19 protein-coding genes are annotated in these 15,289 nt (G+C 56.3%); 14 read left to right on the forward strand and 5 right to left on the reverse strand.

From position 1 onward, the window contains the following. The first annotated feature begins 155 nt into the window (after positions 1-155). The 3 genes from CWO84_RS24900 (at position 156) to CWO84_RS08875 (ending at position 3,023) form a co-directional block, all read left to right on the forward strand. Positions 156-299 carry a winged helix-turn-helix domain-containing protein gene (locus CWO84_RS24900; RefSeq protein ID WP_343221727.1) on the forward strand — a complete coding sequence of 48 codons (144 nt, stop codon included), beginning with the start codon at positions 156-158 and terminating at the stop codon, positions 297-299. A 492-nt stretch (positions 300-791) separates the two neighbouring features. Beyond that, positions 792-2,567, forward strand: a complete 1,776-nt coding sequence (locus CWO84_RS08870; protein WP_033158714.1) for a serine hydrolase domain-containing protein — start codon at positions 792-794, stop codon at positions 2,565-2,567. Positions 2,568-2,651: 84 nt separating this feature from the next. Then, positions 2,652-3,023, forward strand: coding sequence for a TfoX/Sxy family protein (locus CWO84_RS08875; RefSeq protein ID WP_033158739.1), 372 nt, complete (start codon positions 2,652-2,654; stop codon positions 3,021-3,023). A gap of 10 nt (positions 3,024-3,033) precedes the next feature. On the opposite strand, the gene CWO84_RS08880 is transcribed toward CWO84_RS08875, so the two are convergent. Then, positions 3,034-3,519 carry an ATP-binding protein gene (locus tag CWO84_RS08880; RefSeq protein WP_033158713.1) on the reverse strand — a complete coding sequence of 162 codons (486 nt, stop codon included), beginning with the start codon at positions 3,517-3,519 and terminating at the stop codon, positions 3,034-3,036. Between the two features lies 1 nt (position 3,520). Beyond that, positions 3,521-3,919: a nuclear transport factor 2 family protein gene (locus CWO84_RS08885; protein WP_033158712.1), complete on the reverse strand. Its 399-nt coding sequence runs from the start codon at positions 3,917-3,919 to the stop codon at positions 3,521-3,523. Between the two features lie 264 nt (positions 3,920-4,183). Here CWO84_RS08885 and CWO84_RS24360 point away from each other — a divergent pair, with 264 nt between their 5' ends. The 5 genes from CWO84_RS24360 to CWO84_RS08905 all read left to right on the forward strand — a co-directional run bounded on the left by CWO84_RS24360 (position 4,184) and on the right by CWO84_RS08905 (position 9,143). After that, on the forward strand, positions 4,184-4,324 hold the full coding sequence (locus CWO84_RS24360) for a DUF1697 domain-containing protein (RefSeq protein WP_165385959.1): 141 nt from the start codon (positions 4,184-4,186) through the stop codon (positions 4,322-4,324). 406 nt (positions 4,325-4,730) lie between these two features. Then, on the forward strand, positions 4,731-5,453 hold the full coding sequence (locus CWO84_RS08890) for a response regulator transcription factor (RefSeq protein WP_033158711.1): 723 nt from the start codon (positions 4,731-4,733) through the stop codon (positions 5,451-5,453). After that, entirely contained in the window at positions 5,450-7,207 is a 1,758-nt protein-coding gene (locus CWO84_RS08895) for an ATP-binding protein (protein WP_051670389.1), read from the forward strand. Before CWO84_RS08890 ends, CWO84_RS08895 begins: the two co-directional genes overlap by 4 nt. An 83-nt stretch (positions 7,208-7,290) precedes the next feature. After that, positions 7,291-8,526, forward strand: coding sequence for a hypothetical protein (locus CWO84_RS08900; RefSeq protein ID WP_129871396.1), 1,236 nt, complete (start codon positions 7,291-7,293; stop codon positions 8,524-8,526). Next, positions 8,496-9,143: a methylamine utilization protein gene (locus CWO84_RS08905; protein WP_051670387.1), complete on the forward strand. Its 648-nt coding sequence runs from the start codon at positions 8,496-8,498 to the stop codon at positions 9,141-9,143. Before CWO84_RS08900 ends, CWO84_RS08905 begins: the two co-directional genes overlap by 31 nt. Positions 9,144-9,203: 60 nt before the next feature. On the opposite strand, the gene CWO84_RS08910 is transcribed toward CWO84_RS08905, so the two are convergent. Together CWO84_RS08910 and CWO84_RS08915 are read right to left on the reverse strand one after the other, a co-directional pair. After that, positions 9,204-10,031: a spondin domain-containing protein gene (locus CWO84_RS08910; protein WP_051670385.1), complete on the reverse strand. Its 828-nt coding sequence runs from the start codon at positions 10,029-10,031 to the stop codon at positions 9,204-9,206. Between the two features lie 288 nt (positions 10,032-10,319). Then, positions 10,320-10,736, reverse strand: a complete 417-nt coding sequence (locus tag CWO84_RS08915; RefSeq protein ID WP_033158709.1) for a helix-turn-helix domain-containing protein — start codon at positions 10,734-10,736, stop codon at positions 10,320-10,322. 108 nt (positions 10,737-10,844) lie between these two features. Between CWO84_RS08915 and CWO84_RS08920 the strand changes: the two genes are divergently transcribed. Continuing rightward, a complete protein-coding gene (locus tag CWO84_RS08920) occupies positions 10,845-11,393 on the forward strand; it encodes an MAPEG family protein (protein WP_033158708.1) in 549 nt (182 codons plus the stop codon). A 28-nt stretch (positions 11,394-11,421) separates the two neighbouring features. Here CWO84_RS08920 and CWO84_RS08925 read toward each other — a convergent pair whose 3' ends face one another. Continuing rightward, on the reverse strand, positions 11,422-12,132 hold the full coding sequence (locus CWO84_RS08925) for an autoinducer binding domain-containing protein (protein ID WP_101052365.1): 711 nt from the start codon (positions 12,130-12,132) through the stop codon (positions 11,422-11,424). A 237-nt stretch (positions 12,133-12,369) separates the two neighbouring features. On the opposite strand from CWO84_RS08925, the gene CWO84_RS08930 reads away from it, so the two are divergent. The 5 genes from CWO84_RS08930 to CWO84_RS08950 are packed head-to-tail and all read left to right on the forward strand — an operon-like array spanning position 12,370 to position 15,268. Then, complete coding sequence (locus CWO84_RS08930; protein ID WP_101052366.1) at positions 12,370-12,801, forward strand: GNAT family N-acetyltransferase; 432 nt, start codon at positions 12,370-12,372, stop codon at positions 12,799-12,801. 7 nt (positions 12,802-12,808) lie between these two features. Beyond that, positions 12,809-13,909 (forward strand): NAD(P)H-dependent oxidoreductase, encoded by a 1,101-nt coding sequence (locus CWO84_RS08935; RefSeq protein ID WP_101052367.1) that lies wholly within the window; start codon positions 12,809-12,811, stop codon positions 13,907-13,909. Positions 13,910-13,920: 11 nt separating this feature from the next. Then, a complete protein-coding gene (locus CWO84_RS08940; RefSeq protein ID WP_101052368.1) occupies positions 13,921-14,466 on the forward strand; it encodes a class IV adenylate cyclase in 546 nt (181 codons plus the stop codon). Continuing rightward, positions 14,435-14,914, forward strand: coding sequence for a DUF4442 domain-containing protein (locus tag CWO84_RS08945; RefSeq protein ID WP_240618010.1), 480 nt, complete (start codon positions 14,435-14,437; stop codon positions 14,912-14,914). The genes CWO84_RS08940 and CWO84_RS08945 overlap by 32 nt, the downstream gene beginning before the upstream one ends. A 12-nt stretch (positions 14,915-14,926) precedes the next feature. Continuing rightward, positions 14,927-15,268, forward strand: coding sequence for a cupin domain-containing protein (locus CWO84_RS08950; RefSeq protein ID WP_101052370.1), 342 nt, complete (start codon positions 14,927-14,929; stop codon positions 15,266-15,268). Positions 15,269-15,289: the final 21 nt, after the last annotated feature.

Here is a 15,289-nt window from a genome sequence, read left to right on the forward strand (position 1 = left end):
ATCAATATGGCTCGCCAATCGATTTTCAAAGGGATTATGACAAAATGGCAACAGCCCCCAATGAAATTGCAGAGATGAGCAAAGTCGTTGATATTGTCTGTCGCTAACCGAAAACCGTAGTGACGGGGGGCTGTTTTTAGTCGACCGATAAGCGATTGACGCCGCTAAACAGTGCGCCGGGCGACGCGGTCAGACTGCAAGCCGACGGCCTCATCAGCAAACAGGAACTGGCCGACCGCATAGGCCTGTCGGCATCACCCTGCCTGCGGCGGGTGCGAGCGGTGGAGGAGGGCGCCTGAGCGTCGGCTATCGGGCCTTGTTGGATGCCAAAGCCTTGGGTCTGACACTGATGGCCTTGAGCCACATTCCGATAGACCAACACACGTCGGAACGTTTCAACACATTCGAGGCGGCGGTTGCCGGCATTCCCGGCGCGACCGTAGCTTCTTGTTACGGCGGGTCGTGGATAAGACGGCGTTTCCGGTGGGGGGTGGGCCATGATCATTCCGAATCCACTGCTGGGCAGAGTTTGCAAACATGGCAAATCACTGACTCAAACCGTTACACAAAAAATGAACGCCGCAATTATCATTCAACGCGCAACTACTTCCAATGCAAGAGTCTGCCTTCGCGTAGGCTCAAGGCAGCTCTGTCAAAACGTTTGACTGCAATCGGCTCGCCTAATACCATCCACCCACTAAAATCAGCTCCGGTAACAGCCTCAAAGCAGCAAACACACGGCTTGTAATCTTGCTGGCCGACTAATTGATGACCACCCCTTCAAGGATCAGATGAAAACCTATTTGACTTGTTTAAGCGCGATATTGCTTTTGCTCAGCGCTTGCGCCGGTTCGCCGCCGCTAAAATCGAATAACGTAGCACGCGGCGATTACAGCTACCTCAAGACTCATCTAACATGGTTGATTGAACAGGAAATGTCCGAACAGGACGTGGAAGGTTTGAGTATTGCCGTGGTCGACGATCAGCAGGTCGTTTGGGCGCAAGGTTTTGGTTATGCCGATCAAGACAACCGGATTGTCGCCACACCGGAAACGGTTTATCGAACCGGCTCCATCTCCAAGCTCTTCACCGATACGCTGGTCATGCAACTGGCGGAGCAGGGCAAGCTGGATATTGATCAGCCGCTACAAACCTATCTGCCGAATTTTGCCATCAAAAGTCGCTTCCAGGATGCCGGACCGATAACGCCGCGCAACATCATGACCCATCATTCCGGTTTGCCGGGTGATAGAGGCAATGGCATGTGGACTAACAACCCGGCGCCGTTCAGTCAGCTGGTCGACACGCTGAAAGACGAATACGCCGCCTATCCGCCCAATCGCATCTGGGCCTATTCGAATCTGGGCATCACTTTATTAGGGACGATGTTGGAACGGCTGACCGGCGAGGATTTCAGCCGTTATGCCGACCGGCAGCTGTTAAAACCGCTTGGTATGACCAATGCGGCATTTGCGCCGGGCATATCGGGAGAACTGACTTCCAAAGCCTATAAGAGTGATCAGGAAAAGGCCGAAGTGGCACTGCGCGATATGCCGGCCGGCGGATTGAATGCCGATGTTTTGGATCTAAGCCGTTTTATCGCCATGGTCTTGGCGGACGGCAAAGCCAATGGCCGGCAACTATTGAAGCCGGAAACCCTAAATGAAATGCTGCGCCAGCAAAACCAGGATGTGGCGCTGGATGTGGGCAATAAAATCGGTTTGGGCTGGTTCTTGACCAGCAAGCCCGGTATCGGCGATGTGGCCGCACACGGCGGAGCAACGCTTTTTCACCGTAGCCTGCTGACGGTGCTGCCGGAACACAAGCTAGGCGTGGTCGTGCTGGCGAATTCCCCGCCCACCGGCGACTCGATCGACAAAGTCACCGATAAGGCACTAAAACTGGCGGTTGCGATAAAAACCGGCCAGCCGCTGCTGGAGGACGCCGAAACGCCTGAAATCGAAACACGCGGCTTAACCGCGCAAGAGCAACAATTGGGGGCAGGGCAGTATGCAACCGCGTTAGGCTACATCAAGTTAACAGCCGATGGCGACACCTTGGTCACCGAACTGAACGGCAGCAGTATGGATTTGGTCGGCAGGGACGATGGCAAATTCGGCATTCGCTACAAACTGCTGGGCTTGATTCCAATACAACCAAAGCAGCTGGCCGAGGTTGGCTTGTCGATACGGCATGTCGACGGCCATGATCTGGCGTTGGCCCATTGGCACGGCCAAACCTTTGTATTGGGCGAGAAAATCCAACCCGTACCGATTCCCGCCGCCATGCGTAGCCGTCTGGGTGAATACGAGATTGTGAATCTTGCCGAAGGCGAGGCGATGGTTCCGGAAAAATGCGCGCTACGCGAGCGGGACGGTTTTTTGATGCTGGAGTATTCCATTCCCACATTCGACCTGAATAATCTGACCCTCCCGATTGCACCGGTATCGGAAAACGCCGCCGTCATTCTTGGGCTGGGGCGGGGCATGCAGGAAACCGTGCGGCTGGAGACGATTAATGGTCAAGAATTTGTGGCTTATTCCGGGTATTTATTGCGGAAGAAATGAGCAAAACCTTTAGGATTAACAGTTGCCAGTTAGGGTTTAATGAGTGTTCTCAAGCTTGCCATCATCCAGCAATAAGGTATGCCGATGAGTGAATTTATCGCCTATCTGCCCGAAATGTTCGAACTGTTCGGCACCATTCAGATCCGTAAGATGTTTGGGGGCTATGGTGTCTACCACGATGGCTTGATGTTCGCGCTGGTGGCGGACGATACTCTGTATCTCAAGGCGGATGCCGAGAATGCCAAATTTTTCGAGGAACAGGGGCTTGCGCCATTCGAATATCAGCGGGAAGGCAAAATGACGAAAATGTCATATTACCAAGCGCCGGCCGAGTTTATGGAAGACCGGGAGCAGGCCGTTCTGTGGGCGCGGCGCTCGTACGACGCCGCGCGTAGAGCCCAACGTAAAAAACGCAAAAGCAAAACGGACACGACAGTGATACGTCATTTAGACTGATTCAGAACACCTAATATCGAATAATGTTGAACCCCTCTTCCTGCTGAGGGGCGACGAAGAAACTTGTGATTAGGTCAAATTCGGTATCAGCCACTACAAAAGCGTGAGTGCCAGACGCGTTTCTCGCACGTAAACGTGTCAAGCATTTGTCGTCCGATACATCAAGAAAATGCAACACATGCCTTGATTCGGCTCTGTCGATAAGAGATCTCATCCATTTTCGGTTTGCGACGGTGTTGGCTGGAAAATCCAATACCACGGACACACCTATTCGAAGCAAATCGGTCACGTGTGGACCGATCGCGTCACGCAAATTCGAAGCACATCGAACATAGTCCGCCACAGTCTTGATGTCGTCTGGATATAGATGTACAAGCCAAGTGTCCTCGCTGAGGATCACCGTGTCCGGCGTCTTGGCCAGTTCCTTTGCCAATGTCGATTTGCCAGAGGCGATTTTTCCGCAGAGCAGATGCAATGTTGGCAGTAGCTTTGGCATTTTATATGGCTCCCAGTAAGTCAGTGCCATACGAATTATCGATAACACAAAGCCACTTGCCGACAGGGTCTTCCCGAAAGACATAGGTGGCGCGCCTTGACATGCAATTCGCTACACCGGCAGCATCCGCCGTTTCCAGAACGGTTTCCATGATCACTAGAGCCGTATTTCCGCTCTGAATGACATGCATCGCGCCTTGTTTGACCACAAGACTATGGTTGAAATATTCGGTGATCGCGAGGAACGCCTTATGGATTTGTTCCTTGCCTGTAGCAATCAAGCCTGGCTTGATGACGAGCGTTGCATTGTCTGCGTAGAAAGCCATCAAGGTAACGAAGTCCTCTTCAGTGATTGCTTTGTCAGCAGCTTCGATAATTTGTTTAAGTGGATGGTAAGCCATATCGATCTCCTTGGTAGGTTAAGGCACCAAGAGACAGGCAATATTGAACCCGCCTCAGGGCGGGTTGCAGTAGAAAGTAAACGTGCTAACCCACCATTGTTGAAATGGTGGTAATAATAGCCAGCAGGGTTGGGAGGACGTTAATCATGATGGGATGCTAACAGAAGCTATAGTGCCGATCAAACGATAAACTAGCTGAGCATTTTTAGTAATTCGAATCTGCGTGCAATAAAACAACGCTAACAGATCGAGCCGCAGTTAGTATTGCTGGAACTAGCGGAACTGGAACAGGCCGTGCGGACCTATCCCTTTCCCGACGCGGAAACCCAGCCCGATACATTGCACCTGAATTTTTTGCTGTCCGCACCGGCCAACCCCGACCTGGCCGCGCTGGCTGCCATCTAGAAAGACAGCGAACGGTTTAGTCTGATCGATCTAGTTTTCTACCTGCATGCACCGGAAGGAATCGGCCGCTCGAAACTGGCGGCCCAGGCCGAAAAGCGCCTTGGTGTGGCGATGATCGGCCGCAATTGGCGAACGGTTTGCAAGCTCGTCGAACTGGCGAGAAGCATGACACTCCCAAACGCCGCGGATCGATAAGCCAAGTGCGAGACGGCATTTGGTTTACCCGCGCATTCGTCATGTGCTTGCCCAGTGCATGCGGCCGCTCGGGCTCGTTCCCATTTCTTAACGTTTGGTTGGCAAATTCGGCGAATTTGTCGAGAACTGATGCCGCCGTGATAATTTCGTGATTAGATTTACGGCTCCGCTTGGCCGATAATCAGCTTTATTTTGTCTAAAACCGCCAACCATGCCGCCTACGAAACACCTGCTCCTGGTCGAAGACGATCCCGACATTGCCGGCCTGCTGGCCGCCAATTTGCGCGAGGAAGGCTACAGCGTGGATTGGGCGGCCGACGGCGAGGCCGCGCTGGCCGCGATTGCCGGCAATCGTTACGACTTGTTGCTGCTGGACGTCATGCTGCCCGGTGTGGACGGCTTGGAAATTTGCCGGCGGGTGCGGGCTGGGCCGGTTTATACCCCCATCATCATCGTCAGTTCCAAATCCAGCGACGTGCAACGGGTGGTGGGTTTGGAAATGGGCGCCGACGACTACATCGTCAAACCGTTTGCATTGGCCGAGGTGGTCGCTAGAGTACGGGCGCTGTTGCGGCGGGTGGCGGCGTTGAGTGAACCCATCGCCATTCAAGCAGATGCCGTTCTGGTCGCTCACGGTTTGCGGATCGATGTGCAAAGCCGCACGGTGGTTTTGGACGGCCAAACGCTGGCGCTGACCGCCCGCGAATTCGACTTGCTGCATTTCTTCGCTCGCCATCCGGGCCGTATGTTCACCCGGCTGGAACTGTTGAACCAGGTCTGGGGCTACAACCACGACGGCTACGAACATACCGTCAACTCCCACATCAATCGCTTACGCGCCAAAATCGAAGCCGATCCGGCCAAACCGGCGCGAATACTGACGGTGTGGGGCGTTGGTTACAAGTTTGCCGAAGCGGACACCGCCGACGCATGACGCTGAGCTTCCAAAGCCGCATCGCTCTATTGTTCGCGGCGCTGTTCGTCGCGGTGCAGGCGCTGACGGTGGCGTGCATTTACGTGGCGGTGCGAGACAACCTGTTGCACCAACTCGACCAGGACTTGCGCTACGCCGAGCAAGCCTTCCGGCAACTGCTGGTCGAACGCGCCGAACGAGTCGCCGGCGAGGCCGGCTTGCTGGTCGCCGATTTTGGGTTTCGCAGCACCGTCACCGGCGGCGACCCGGCCACCATCGCCTCGGCCTTGGAAAACCTGCTGCTGCGCATCCACGCCCAACGCGGCTTGTTTATCGATCCACAATTTCAGGTGCTCGCCGATAGCGCCGGCCAGTGGCAAGGCCAGCCGTTTCCGTATGCGCAAGCCTTGGCAAACACCGACGCCACCCGCTCACTGGTCTGGTTCGGCGTGTTGGACGGCCGCTTGCAGGAATGGGCGCTGGTGCCGGTGTCGGCGCCGCTGCCGGTGGGCTGGGTGGCGGTGGCGCAGGCTGTCGACGAGCAGCGTATCGCCCGATTTCGGCAAAACTCGCTATTGCCGCTGCACATCGGTTTGGCCGAACTCAGTGCCGACGGCGGCCGCCTGCTGGCCGCGTCGGCACCGGACGCGGCCCTGGCCTTGCTGCACAGCTCGACCAACCGGGCGCTGGCGGCCACGGTCGATACCGCGCAAGGCCGCTACCTCGGCCGCATACTGACGTTGCCGGCGGCCGGCGGCGATCAAGGCGTCGCCGCATTGCTGCAAATCAAGTTCACCGATGCCTTCGCCGGCTACCGCCATATGCTGTTACTGGCGGCCGGGGTGTTGCTGCTCGGCCTGTTGACGACGCTGGCTGGCAGCGTGGTCATCGCCCGCAATCTGTCGCGGCCGCTACGGGCCTTGGCCGGTGCCGGCGAACGAGCGGTCAACGGCGATTTCGCTGCCTCGCCGCTGACCGGCCGCAACGACGAATTGGGCAGACTGGCCGATACCTTCGTTCGCGCCGCCCAACTGGCCGGCCAACTGGGCGAACTGCGCCAAAAAGACCAGGAACGCCGCGAGTTGGTGGCTTCGATGTCGCACGATTTACGCACGCCGTTGGCTGCGTTACGCGCTTTTCTCGAAACCATGCAGCGCAAGGCCGATACCTTGCCGGCCACCGAACAGCAGCATTTTCTGGACACCGCGCTGCGCCAGACCGAAAAAGTCAGCCGGCTGGCGCAGGAACTGTTCGAACTGGCCAAGCTGGAATGCGACGACGCCAGCCTGAGTCCCGAGCCCTTCAATCTCGCCGAATTGCTGCAGGACGTCGCCCAAAAATACCGGCTGCAAGCCGAGCAGCGCGGTGTCAGCTTGCAAGCCGAACTGCGCCCGGACTTACCTCTCGTCAGCGCCGACATTGGCCTGATCGAGCGCCTGCTGACCAATCTGATCGACAACGCCTTACGCCACACCCCACCCGGCGGCCGAGTGCGGCTGGACGCCTGGCCGGCGCGCGGCCGGATAACGGTGGCCGTCCGCGATACCGGCATCGGCATCGCGCCGGAATATCTGCCGACTTTGTGCGATTGGGACTCACCGCTGGCCCGCCGTGCCCGCGCCGACGGCGGCGGCTTCGGGCTAATCGTAGTTGGCAAGATCGCCCAGTTGCATGGCGGCCGCTTGCAAGTGGATAGCACCCTGGGTGTCGGCAGCGAATTTCGCTTCGACTTACCGCTGGCTGATTCCACACGCACCGCGACAGGCAAATCGTAAACATGCTGTTATTGGCCGCTCGATTCCCGGTCCCGCCAAGCTCGTTCCCGCAGCAGCGGCAAAGCTGGAAGCCACCCTGCCTAATGCAGTCGCTTCTTCTGCTGACGCTTTTCGGTTTGATGATGCAGATCTGCCGAGCCGACGACGGCCAATTTCCGGAAGTGACCTGGCACGGCCTGCTGGACCTGCGCTACCAACACAGCGACGCCGCGCCGGGCGAGCTGGAGAACGGTCTTGGCAAACTGCGCGCCGGCGGCGAACGCGACCGCTGGAGGGTAAACGAAGCTGCCGCCACGTTGCAGGTGCGGTTGGACTGGGATTCGATGCTGAACGCCACCGTCAAATACGCCGACCGTCAATCGACACCGCTGGACTTGACCGAAGCCTATCTGGCCTACCGGCCGGTCGGTGCCGCCGGCTGGCGTCTGGCCGGGCGCTTGGGCATGTTCTTTCCGCCGATTTCGTTGGAAAACACCGGCACCGCCTGGAGCAGCCCGTACACGCTAAGTTCGTCGACGATCAACGCCTGGGTCAGCGAGGAATTGCGTACTTTCGGCGGCGAGTTACGTGTGGATTACCAGACCGAAGCCGGCGACAAACTCGGCGTGTTCGGCGCCGGTTTGGCCAACAATGATACCGCCGGCCTGATGTTGGCCTGGCGCGGCTGGAGTTTGCACGACTTCGAATCCACGTTGACCGGCCGCCTGCGTCTGCCGGAAGGCATCGCCATACCGGCGCTGTTTCCGAAGCAGGCCAAGGCCAGCCAGACCTTCGTCGAAGTGGACGGCCGCCCCGGCTTTTACGCCGGCATCGCCGCCGAACGGCCCCAGCGTTACACCTTGCGCGCGCTGTATTACGACAACAACGCCGATCCGGCCGCGCTGTCCGCCGGCCAGTACGGCTGGCACACCCGCTTCTGGAGTTTGGGCGCCAAAGCCGAATTGCCCTGGGAAACCACTTTGATTTCACAAGCAATGACCGGGCGAACCAGCATGGGCGAATTGCTTGGCGATTTGCGCGCGGTCGACGTCGGCTTTTGGTCGGCATCCTGGTTGCTGAGCCGGCCGCTGGGCGATGGCCGTTTCAGCGTGCGCTACGAACGCTTCGGTAGCGACGAACGCGATTACCTGCCGCAAGACCGCAACGGCGAACACGGCCAAGCCTGGACCGTCAATTACAATCTGACCTTTGCCCAGCACCATCAATTGAATGTCGAATTCAGCCGCATTTTCAGCGCCCGTCCGGCGCGCCAGGAACGCGGCGAAGCCGCTTATCAGGAGGACACACTGTGGCAAGTCGCTTACCGGCTGTTTTTTTAACGGCCTGGGCCGCCGTCGCGCCGGCTGCGGAATTGGCGGGTAAAGCCTTAGCCGGCGGCCGGCCGTTGGCCGATCTGGTGGTCGCCGCCCAAGCCTTGGATGCCGCCGGCCGGGTCAAAGCGCCGCCGGCGCCGGCGGCCATGGCCTTGGACCAGAAAAGCCGCGAGTTTGTCCCGCACGTGTTGGCGGTGCGCAGCGGCACACCGGTGTATTTTCCGAACAGCGACGCGATCAAGCACCACGTCTATTCGTTTTCCGCAGCCAAGCGATTTGAGATCAAGCTCTATAGCGGCGTGCCGCGCGAACCGGTGCGCTTCGACCAGCCCGGCATCGTCGCGCTGGGTTGTAACATTCACGATTGGATGCTGGGTTACGTCTACGTCAGCGATGCCGATTACCTTGCGGTTTCCGACGCCGAGGGCCGCTGGACGCTGGATTTGCCGGAGGGCCGCTACCGCCTGAGCTTTTGGCATCCGGACGCAGCCGAACAAACGGCCGAGCAAATCGTCAGCGTACCGGCCGGTGAACTCGCGGTGACGGTGGAATTGAAAGCCCGCTTCCCCACCGGCAAGCCGCCAGCCAGCTTGCAAAATCAGGGTTACGGCGACGGGTTTTGATGCGGTGCGAAGCTGGAGTACAAATCTAGTTTTGCACTCCACTGCGTTGAAGCGACCGCCTCAAGCCGGCAAAGCCGACACCGGCGCGCGCTTCCGGAACCAACCGAACAACGGCAACGCGCTGCCGAACAACCATGCCGCCGCCGGAGCCGGCACTTGCGACACCGCGCTGATTTGCAGCAGCGGCGTATTGGCGCCGGGCAGGTCGGTAAAGTTGTAACCGGCCGGCGTTCCTAATCCGGCATAGACCGCGAAGTCGTGGTTGGCCTGAATCGTGCCGTTTTGCGCCGGGCTATCCGCCGCGTTAGACCCGACCAGGAACGCCGCGCCAGTGGTGCCGTCCAGTTCGGTGCCGGCGTCCCAAATGCTGCTGCCGTTCTCGACGAAGGTGCCGCCGGTGAAATGGCCTTGGGCGTCGAACAATTCGATTTCGGTCGGCGAATCGTTACCGACGAAACGGTCGTTGGACGGCACCACCATCGCGAAATAACTCAGATAACGGTTTTTCACCGGGTCCAGATCCAGGGTGACGCTGCCTTTGGCGCCGGGCAGGAAAATGCCAGGGCCGAAGGCGTTGACCGACGCGGTCACCGTCGCGCTGGAACCGCCGGCCGCTGCCGCGCTGCTGGCCGCGAATGCCGACGACAAACCGGCGCCGCTGCCTAATTCGGCAATCGCTTCGATGGCCGACGACGCAGTGGTGCCGACATCGAACGCGTCGAACGAACCGTCGTGCAAGGCGATGAAAAACGGACTCAAGGCCGGCCCGTTGGCAGCAGATAAATTGCTGAAACTCAGCGTGACCTGCGCGGCCTCTGCCGAACTTAAAGGTGCCGCACTGGCCGCTAACAACAGCGCCGACAGCGTAAAAGCATGGTTTTTTTGCATCGTGATTCTCCTTAATATGAATGCCAAATGGCGCGGCCATTGTGCAATCGGAAAAGTCACGAAATCTTCACGGGGAGGTCAAATGCACGTGAGATGTGAGCTGTCATTGGGTCAAATGCCAGAAGGTATCAGTTCGGTCAAAAACAGCCAGACGGAACAGAATTACCAGTCTTAGATGGAAGGCATTGGGAGCGTTGAATTCACGAACCACACCGATCACGAACGATGTGCTTCACGCTGTTCAGATTATCCATGGCCCTCCGGATTTTCGTTTTTGTTGCAAAACGATCAGGATTGCCGAATTCGTGCCGCTTCCTGCAAATCGGCTATCAGCTGCTGCGGCTCTTCTCGATAGCGGCGCATGAGTTCCGGAGGAGCTGCCGTATGCTGGTCGTAAATGACACTCCAACGGCTAATTTCGAGTAGCACAGGCACCAGATCGAGCGCTTTTTCCGTTAGCTCATAAAACACTTGGCGTTTGTCTTCAGGCTTGTGTTTACGGATGACGAGTCCGTCCGCTTCCATTTTTTTCAGTCGCGAAGCCAAAATATTGGTTGCGATTCCTTCTTTCGAAGTCATCAACTCCCGGTAGTGCCGTTTGCCACTTAGCATCAGATCGCGGAGTACGATCAGCGTCCACCGGTCTCCGAACACTTCAAGGGCATAATCAATTGGGCATCTAGTTTCGAGTTTCGAGTCGGACATTTGGCTTATTTACTTGCGTTTTGCAATTGAAATGGGATAATTAGTTGCATATTGCAAGTATATCAATCGAAGCTTATTCCGCAAACCACATTCATCAGGAGATCGTATATGTCGCCAATAAATTCTACTGCCACCAATATCTCGTTGCCGCGGATTTACACGGCTCCTTGCATCATAGTCGGATCAGTCGCAGCATGGTTATTTTGGCTATTAGCCGGTGAACATCGGGCTGTTCCACCGGAGCTGCTTGTGTCTCCCATGGCCACGCTCTTTACGCTGACGGCTTTGGTATGGCTGACGATGGTCGTCGCACGCAATGTTGCCGTTATTCGAGGACATGCGTCGATCAGGTATTTCGCGGATTACAAGGCGGATGTTCCAGCCGACGATCGATTCGAGCGTCCGGCTCGAACGTTCAATAATCTAATGCAAGTACCCGCGCTTTTTTATGTGATTTGCCTATTGATGCTTGTCGAGAAAGAAGTGGACACCGTTCAAATCGCGCTTGCCTGGGCTTTTGTTGTACTCAGGTATGTCCATGCCGTCATTTATATGGCGGTAAACTGGGTGCCGTATCGCTTTGCGACTTGGGCTTCAAGCTGCATCATTCTGGGCGTGCTTTGGTTTCGCTTTGTGACGGCGGTTGGGTTGGGATAAGCTTGAATGGACTCCAGTTGGATGGTTGTTACAAAAAACCGAGCAGCGCCGCTTTAACGGCCGCTGCGGTTTTGTTGCTGGCATTTAATTTCGCCGCAGCATTGCTGATATGAAAATTAACAGTCCGCTCGGTAATTTTCATGATATTGGCAATTTCTCCGGCGGTTTTGCCATCCGCCGTCCAGCGTAGTACCGCAATCTCGCGGTTTGATAGTTTCGTATCCGCTTCCGGCAGCAATTTGGGCAATAATCTGCGCGACAAGGCGATATGCGCAGTTTGGGTCAACCAAGCCATTTTAAAAGCCTTGTCCGCCAGCTCGGCTTCGCTCAGCGGCTCATCGGATCGCGCCAACGTCAGCATGCCGGTGGCGCCGGGGACATCCCGCATGGATTGCGCCCAACCGTAACGCAAGCCGAACGAGCGGGCTTCTTCCCAAAACGCCGCCGTTGAAGCGAACAAACCGTCCGTCCACAGAATGGGCTGCGGCGAGCGCAGGGCGTGTTTGACAGTGGGATCGATCGCACAATAGTTTTTGGCCTGATATTGCGCTTGCCAAGCCGACGGATAATTGCTTACTTTCACGATCTTCGGATTGCTCAGCGGCAGCGCCAACCGGAGTCCGTAGGTGCAATATTCAAAACCCAATTCCGCACCGAACGCTGCAATGGCTTGAAAAAGCTGATGCTCGCTATCGCTGGTCTGCAATGCTTGAAGTTGAATTTCTTGCCAGGCTTTCATGGGCTTATTGTCGTTAAATCTGTTCGACAGCTTATCCTAAAGGCTGAGTTCACGGAAACCCCATGTCCGGTAATCCTTACCGGTAAACCAGAATGGCGGTATAAGCTGTCAATGTTGACAGTTGTTAGACCGTTGTAAATAGCGTCTAATCCGGCAAAGCGGGTAGGCGTTTAAACTGCACCTGGTATTATGTTCCAAGCCAACAGCCACCCTTTTTTTGATTATTAAGCCGTAGCCATGACTTTCGATATTTTCATTGCCGATACCGACGCGGAAATTCAAGCCTGTTTTCCGGTGTTCAGCGAGTTGCGCCCGCACCTCAAGCAAGAGCAGTTTCTAGCCCAGGTTCGCCGCCAGCGACTGCAGTCCTACCAAATTCTGGCTGTTAGACAGCAGGGCGCCGTTAAAAGCGTGGCGGGTTTTCGTTTCGCCGAGTTTTTGGCCTGTGGCAAAATACTGTATATCGACGATTTGCCCACGCTAAGCGGCGAGACTGCGCAAGGCTTCGCCGGCGCTTTGCTCGATTGGCTGATAGCCCATGCCAAAGCCCACGATTGCCGGGGCGTGCATCTGGATTCCGGCCATCAGCGCTTTACCGCCCATCGCTTGTATCTTAACAAGGGCTTTCAGCTGAGCAGTCATCACTTTTCCCTGACCCTCAACATCTAGATTTGCCATGAAAATTCTGGCCTTATCGGGCAGTTTGCGGGCGGCGTCTATCAATTCCGCCGTGCTGAGGGTCGTAAAACAGTTGGCACCGGCTTCGATTGAAGTCCGTCTGTTTTCCGGGCTTGGCGAGTTGCCCTTATACAATCCGGATTTGGAAAGCGCGCTTCCGACCGTCGCGAAGCAATTGCGCAACGAAGTCGCCTCGGCGGATGCCTTGCTGATCGCCAGCCCTGAATATGCCCACGGCGTTACCGGCACTATCAAAAACGCGCTGGATTGGTTGGTGGCATTCGAGGGCTTTGTGGATAAACCGGTGGCGGTATTGAACGCGACGCCTCGCGCCCATCATGCCGATGCCGCGCTCCGGGAAACCTTAGTCACCATGTCGGCCACACTGATCGAAGCCGCCTCGATCACCTTGCCGTTGCCGAGCGCGCACATAGGCGAAGCCGAGCTGTTGGCGATGCCGGAAATCGTTTCATTGCTGACCGGCGTATTAGCGGAAATCCAAGGCGCAGCGATGAAACCCTATCTGGACTGCAGTCTTTATATCGATAGCCGACATCCGGCAATTGTCGCCCAAGCAGCCAAGTTGGCGGAGGGCTGCGCCGATGAGGAAGAAATCGCCAAACGCTGTTTCGAATTCGTGCGCGACGCAATCAAACATAGCTGGGACTACCGGCTGAATCCCGTGACCTGCAAGGCTTCGGAGGTGTTGAGCCACGGCACCGGCTATTGTTACGCCAAAAGTCATTTGTTGGCGGCGCTATTGCGCGCCAACGGCATTCCGGCCGGATTGTGTTACCAGCGTTTGACGCTAGACGGCGACCAGCCCCCTTATTGCCTGCACGGTTTGAACGCGGTTTACCTGTCGCAACACGGCTGGTACCGGGTCGATGCGCGCGGCAATAAGCCCGGTGTGGAGGCGGACTTTTGCCCGCCGCTGGAAAAATTGGCTTTCCCGATTGTGAATCCCTTGGAACAAGACTTGCCCGGCATCCATGCGGAACCCTTGCCGGCCGTCGTTAAAGCCTTAACCGAACACCGAACCGTCGAGCAGGTGTATGACAACTTGCCGGATGTCGACCGTCAAAATCATACTGTCTAACAGAAGCAAATATGGCCAGAAATATTGAAATCAAAGCGCGAATCGACAGCGTCGAATCACTATGGCCGCTGGTGGTCAAGATCGCCGATGAAGGACCTATCGAAATCATTCAGGACGATACTTTTTTTCCTTGCCCCAACGGACGACTGAAACTTCGCGCCTTCTCCGATTATGACGGGCAACTGATTTTCTATCAACGCCCCGACAGCGCCGGCCCCAAGCAGTCTTTTTATGTGATATCTCCCACCGCATCGCCGGATGCACTCAGGCAAAGCTTGACGCTTGCTTATGGTGAAAGCGGTAGGGTGCGAAAACACCGCACATTGTTCATGGTCGGCAAAACCCGAGTGCATTTGGATAAAGTCGAAGGATTGGGTAATTTTCTGGAATTGGAAGTGGTGCTTGGCGAGGGTGAACCTAACGAAGCCGGTGTGGTAATTGTGCACGCATTGCTGGAAAGGCTGGGTATCTCTGATCATCAGCTTATCGAGGAGGCTTATATCGACCTGCTTGCCAGGCTGGCGGTTGAAAAACCAGAAATCAAACAATTCACTTGAATACTCATCAGAGATTATTACCATGGACGTTTCGCAATTACCTTTCAATCAGTTGATCGGTTTACGGCTAGCCAACTCGGATAGTGGCTTTTTAGTTTGCTTACCGGGAAACCCTCGATACGCCAATCATCTCGGCACCGTCCACGGCAGCGCATTATTGGCGGTTGCCGAAGCAGGTTCCGGAGCGTTTCTTTCACGGCAGTTTTCCGATACCTCAGGCATCGTTCCGGTGGTCAGAAAGCTTGAGGCCAAATTTCGCAAGCCGGCATTAGGGCAGGTTTCGGCCAGATGCAATGTCTCCATTGCAGAGACTGAGCGCTGGTCTTCTGAGTTGACGGCCCGAGGCCGCGTAGTGGCCGCAATTCCCGTTGAGGTTGTCGATGGGGCGGGAGTGGTGGTCATGTCGGCCGTCGTCGAGTGGTTTATCGCTCAAAACGCAACCAATTAATCGAAAAAATTTATGCAAGCAATCGACCGCTCATCCGCTGAGCACTACACATGGGGCGACGGCTGCGACGGTTGGCATCTTGTAAAACGAACCGACATGTCGGTGATCTCCGAGCGCGTGCCGCCCGGCGCAAGCGAAGTACGACATTTTCATGCCAGCGCTCGCCAGTTTTTCTATATTTTGGAAGGTTGCGCCATGATGGAAGTAAACGGCAAACGCATCCAATTATCCGAAGGACAAGGCATTGAAGTCGCTCCAAGGACGCCACACCAATTCATCAATGAATCCAGCGCTGATGTCCGGTTTTTGGTGATCTCTCATCCCACCACAGTAGGCGACCGTACTGAGGTTTAACATCGCCGTTAATCCGAACGC

Source organism: Methylomonas sp. Kb3 (assembly GCF_002834115.1).
Lineage (GTDB): Bacteria > Pseudomonadota > Gammaproteobacteria > Methylococcales > Methylomonadaceae > Methylomonas > Methylomonas defluvii.

Bases quoted from the DNA above. Each gene is read 5' to 3' on its own strand.
- CWO84_RS08870 (WP_033158714.1), top strand. From the start codon at position 792: ATGAAAACCTATTTGACTTGTTTAAGCGCGATATTGCTTTTGCTCAGC.
- CWO84_RS08875 (WP_033158739.1), top strand. From the start codon at position 2,652: ATGAGTGAATTTATCGCCTATCTGCCCGAAATGTTCGAACTGTTCGGC.
- CWO84_RS08880 (WP_033158713.1), bottom strand. From the start codon at position 3,519: ATGCCAAAGCTACTGCCAACATTGCATCTGCTCTGCGGAAAAATCGCC.
- CWO84_RS08885 (WP_033158712.1), bottom strand. From the start codon at position 3,919: ATGGCTTACCATCCACTTAAACAAATTATCGAAGCTGCTGACAAAGCA.
- CWO84_RS08890 (WP_033158711.1), top strand. From the start codon at position 4,731: ATGCCGCCTACGAAACACCTGCTCCTGGTCGAAGACGATCCCGACATT.
- CWO84_RS08895 (WP_051670389.1), top strand. From the start codon at position 5,450: ATGACGCTGAGCTTCCAAAGCCGCATCGCTCTATTGTTCGCGGCGCTG.
- CWO84_RS08900 (WP_129871396.1), top strand. From the start codon at position 7,291: ATGCAGTCGCTTCTTCTGCTGACGCTTTTCGGTTTGATGATGCAGATC.
- CWO84_RS08910 (WP_051670385.1), bottom strand. From the start codon at position 10,031: ATGCAAAAAAACCATGCTTTTACGCTGTCGGCGCTGTTGTTAGCGGCC.
- CWO84_RS08915 (WP_033158709.1), bottom strand. From the start codon at position 10,736: ATGTCCGACTCGAAACTCGAAACTAGATGCCCAATTGATTATGCCCTT.
- CWO84_RS08920 (WP_033158708.1), top strand. From the start codon at position 10,845: ATGTCGCCAATAAATTCTACTGCCACCAATATCTCGTTGCCGCGGATT.
- CWO84_RS08925 (WP_101052365.1), bottom strand. From the start codon at position 12,132: ATGAAAGCCTGGCAAGAAATTCAACTTCAAGCATTGCAGACCAGCGAT.
- CWO84_RS08930 (WP_101052366.1), top strand. From the start codon at position 12,370: ATGACTTTCGATATTTTCATTGCCGATACCGACGCGGAAATTCAAGCC.
- CWO84_RS08935 (WP_101052367.1), top strand. From the start codon at position 12,809: ATGAAAATTCTGGCCTTATCGGGCAGTTTGCGGGCGGCGTCTATCAAT.
- CWO84_RS08940 (WP_101052368.1), top strand. From the start codon at position 13,921: ATGGCCAGAAATATTGAAATCAAAGCGCGAATCGACAGCGTCGAATCA.
- CWO84_RS08950 (WP_101052370.1), top strand. From the start codon at position 14,927: ATGCAAGCAATCGACCGCTCATCCGCTGAGCACTACACATGGGGCGAC.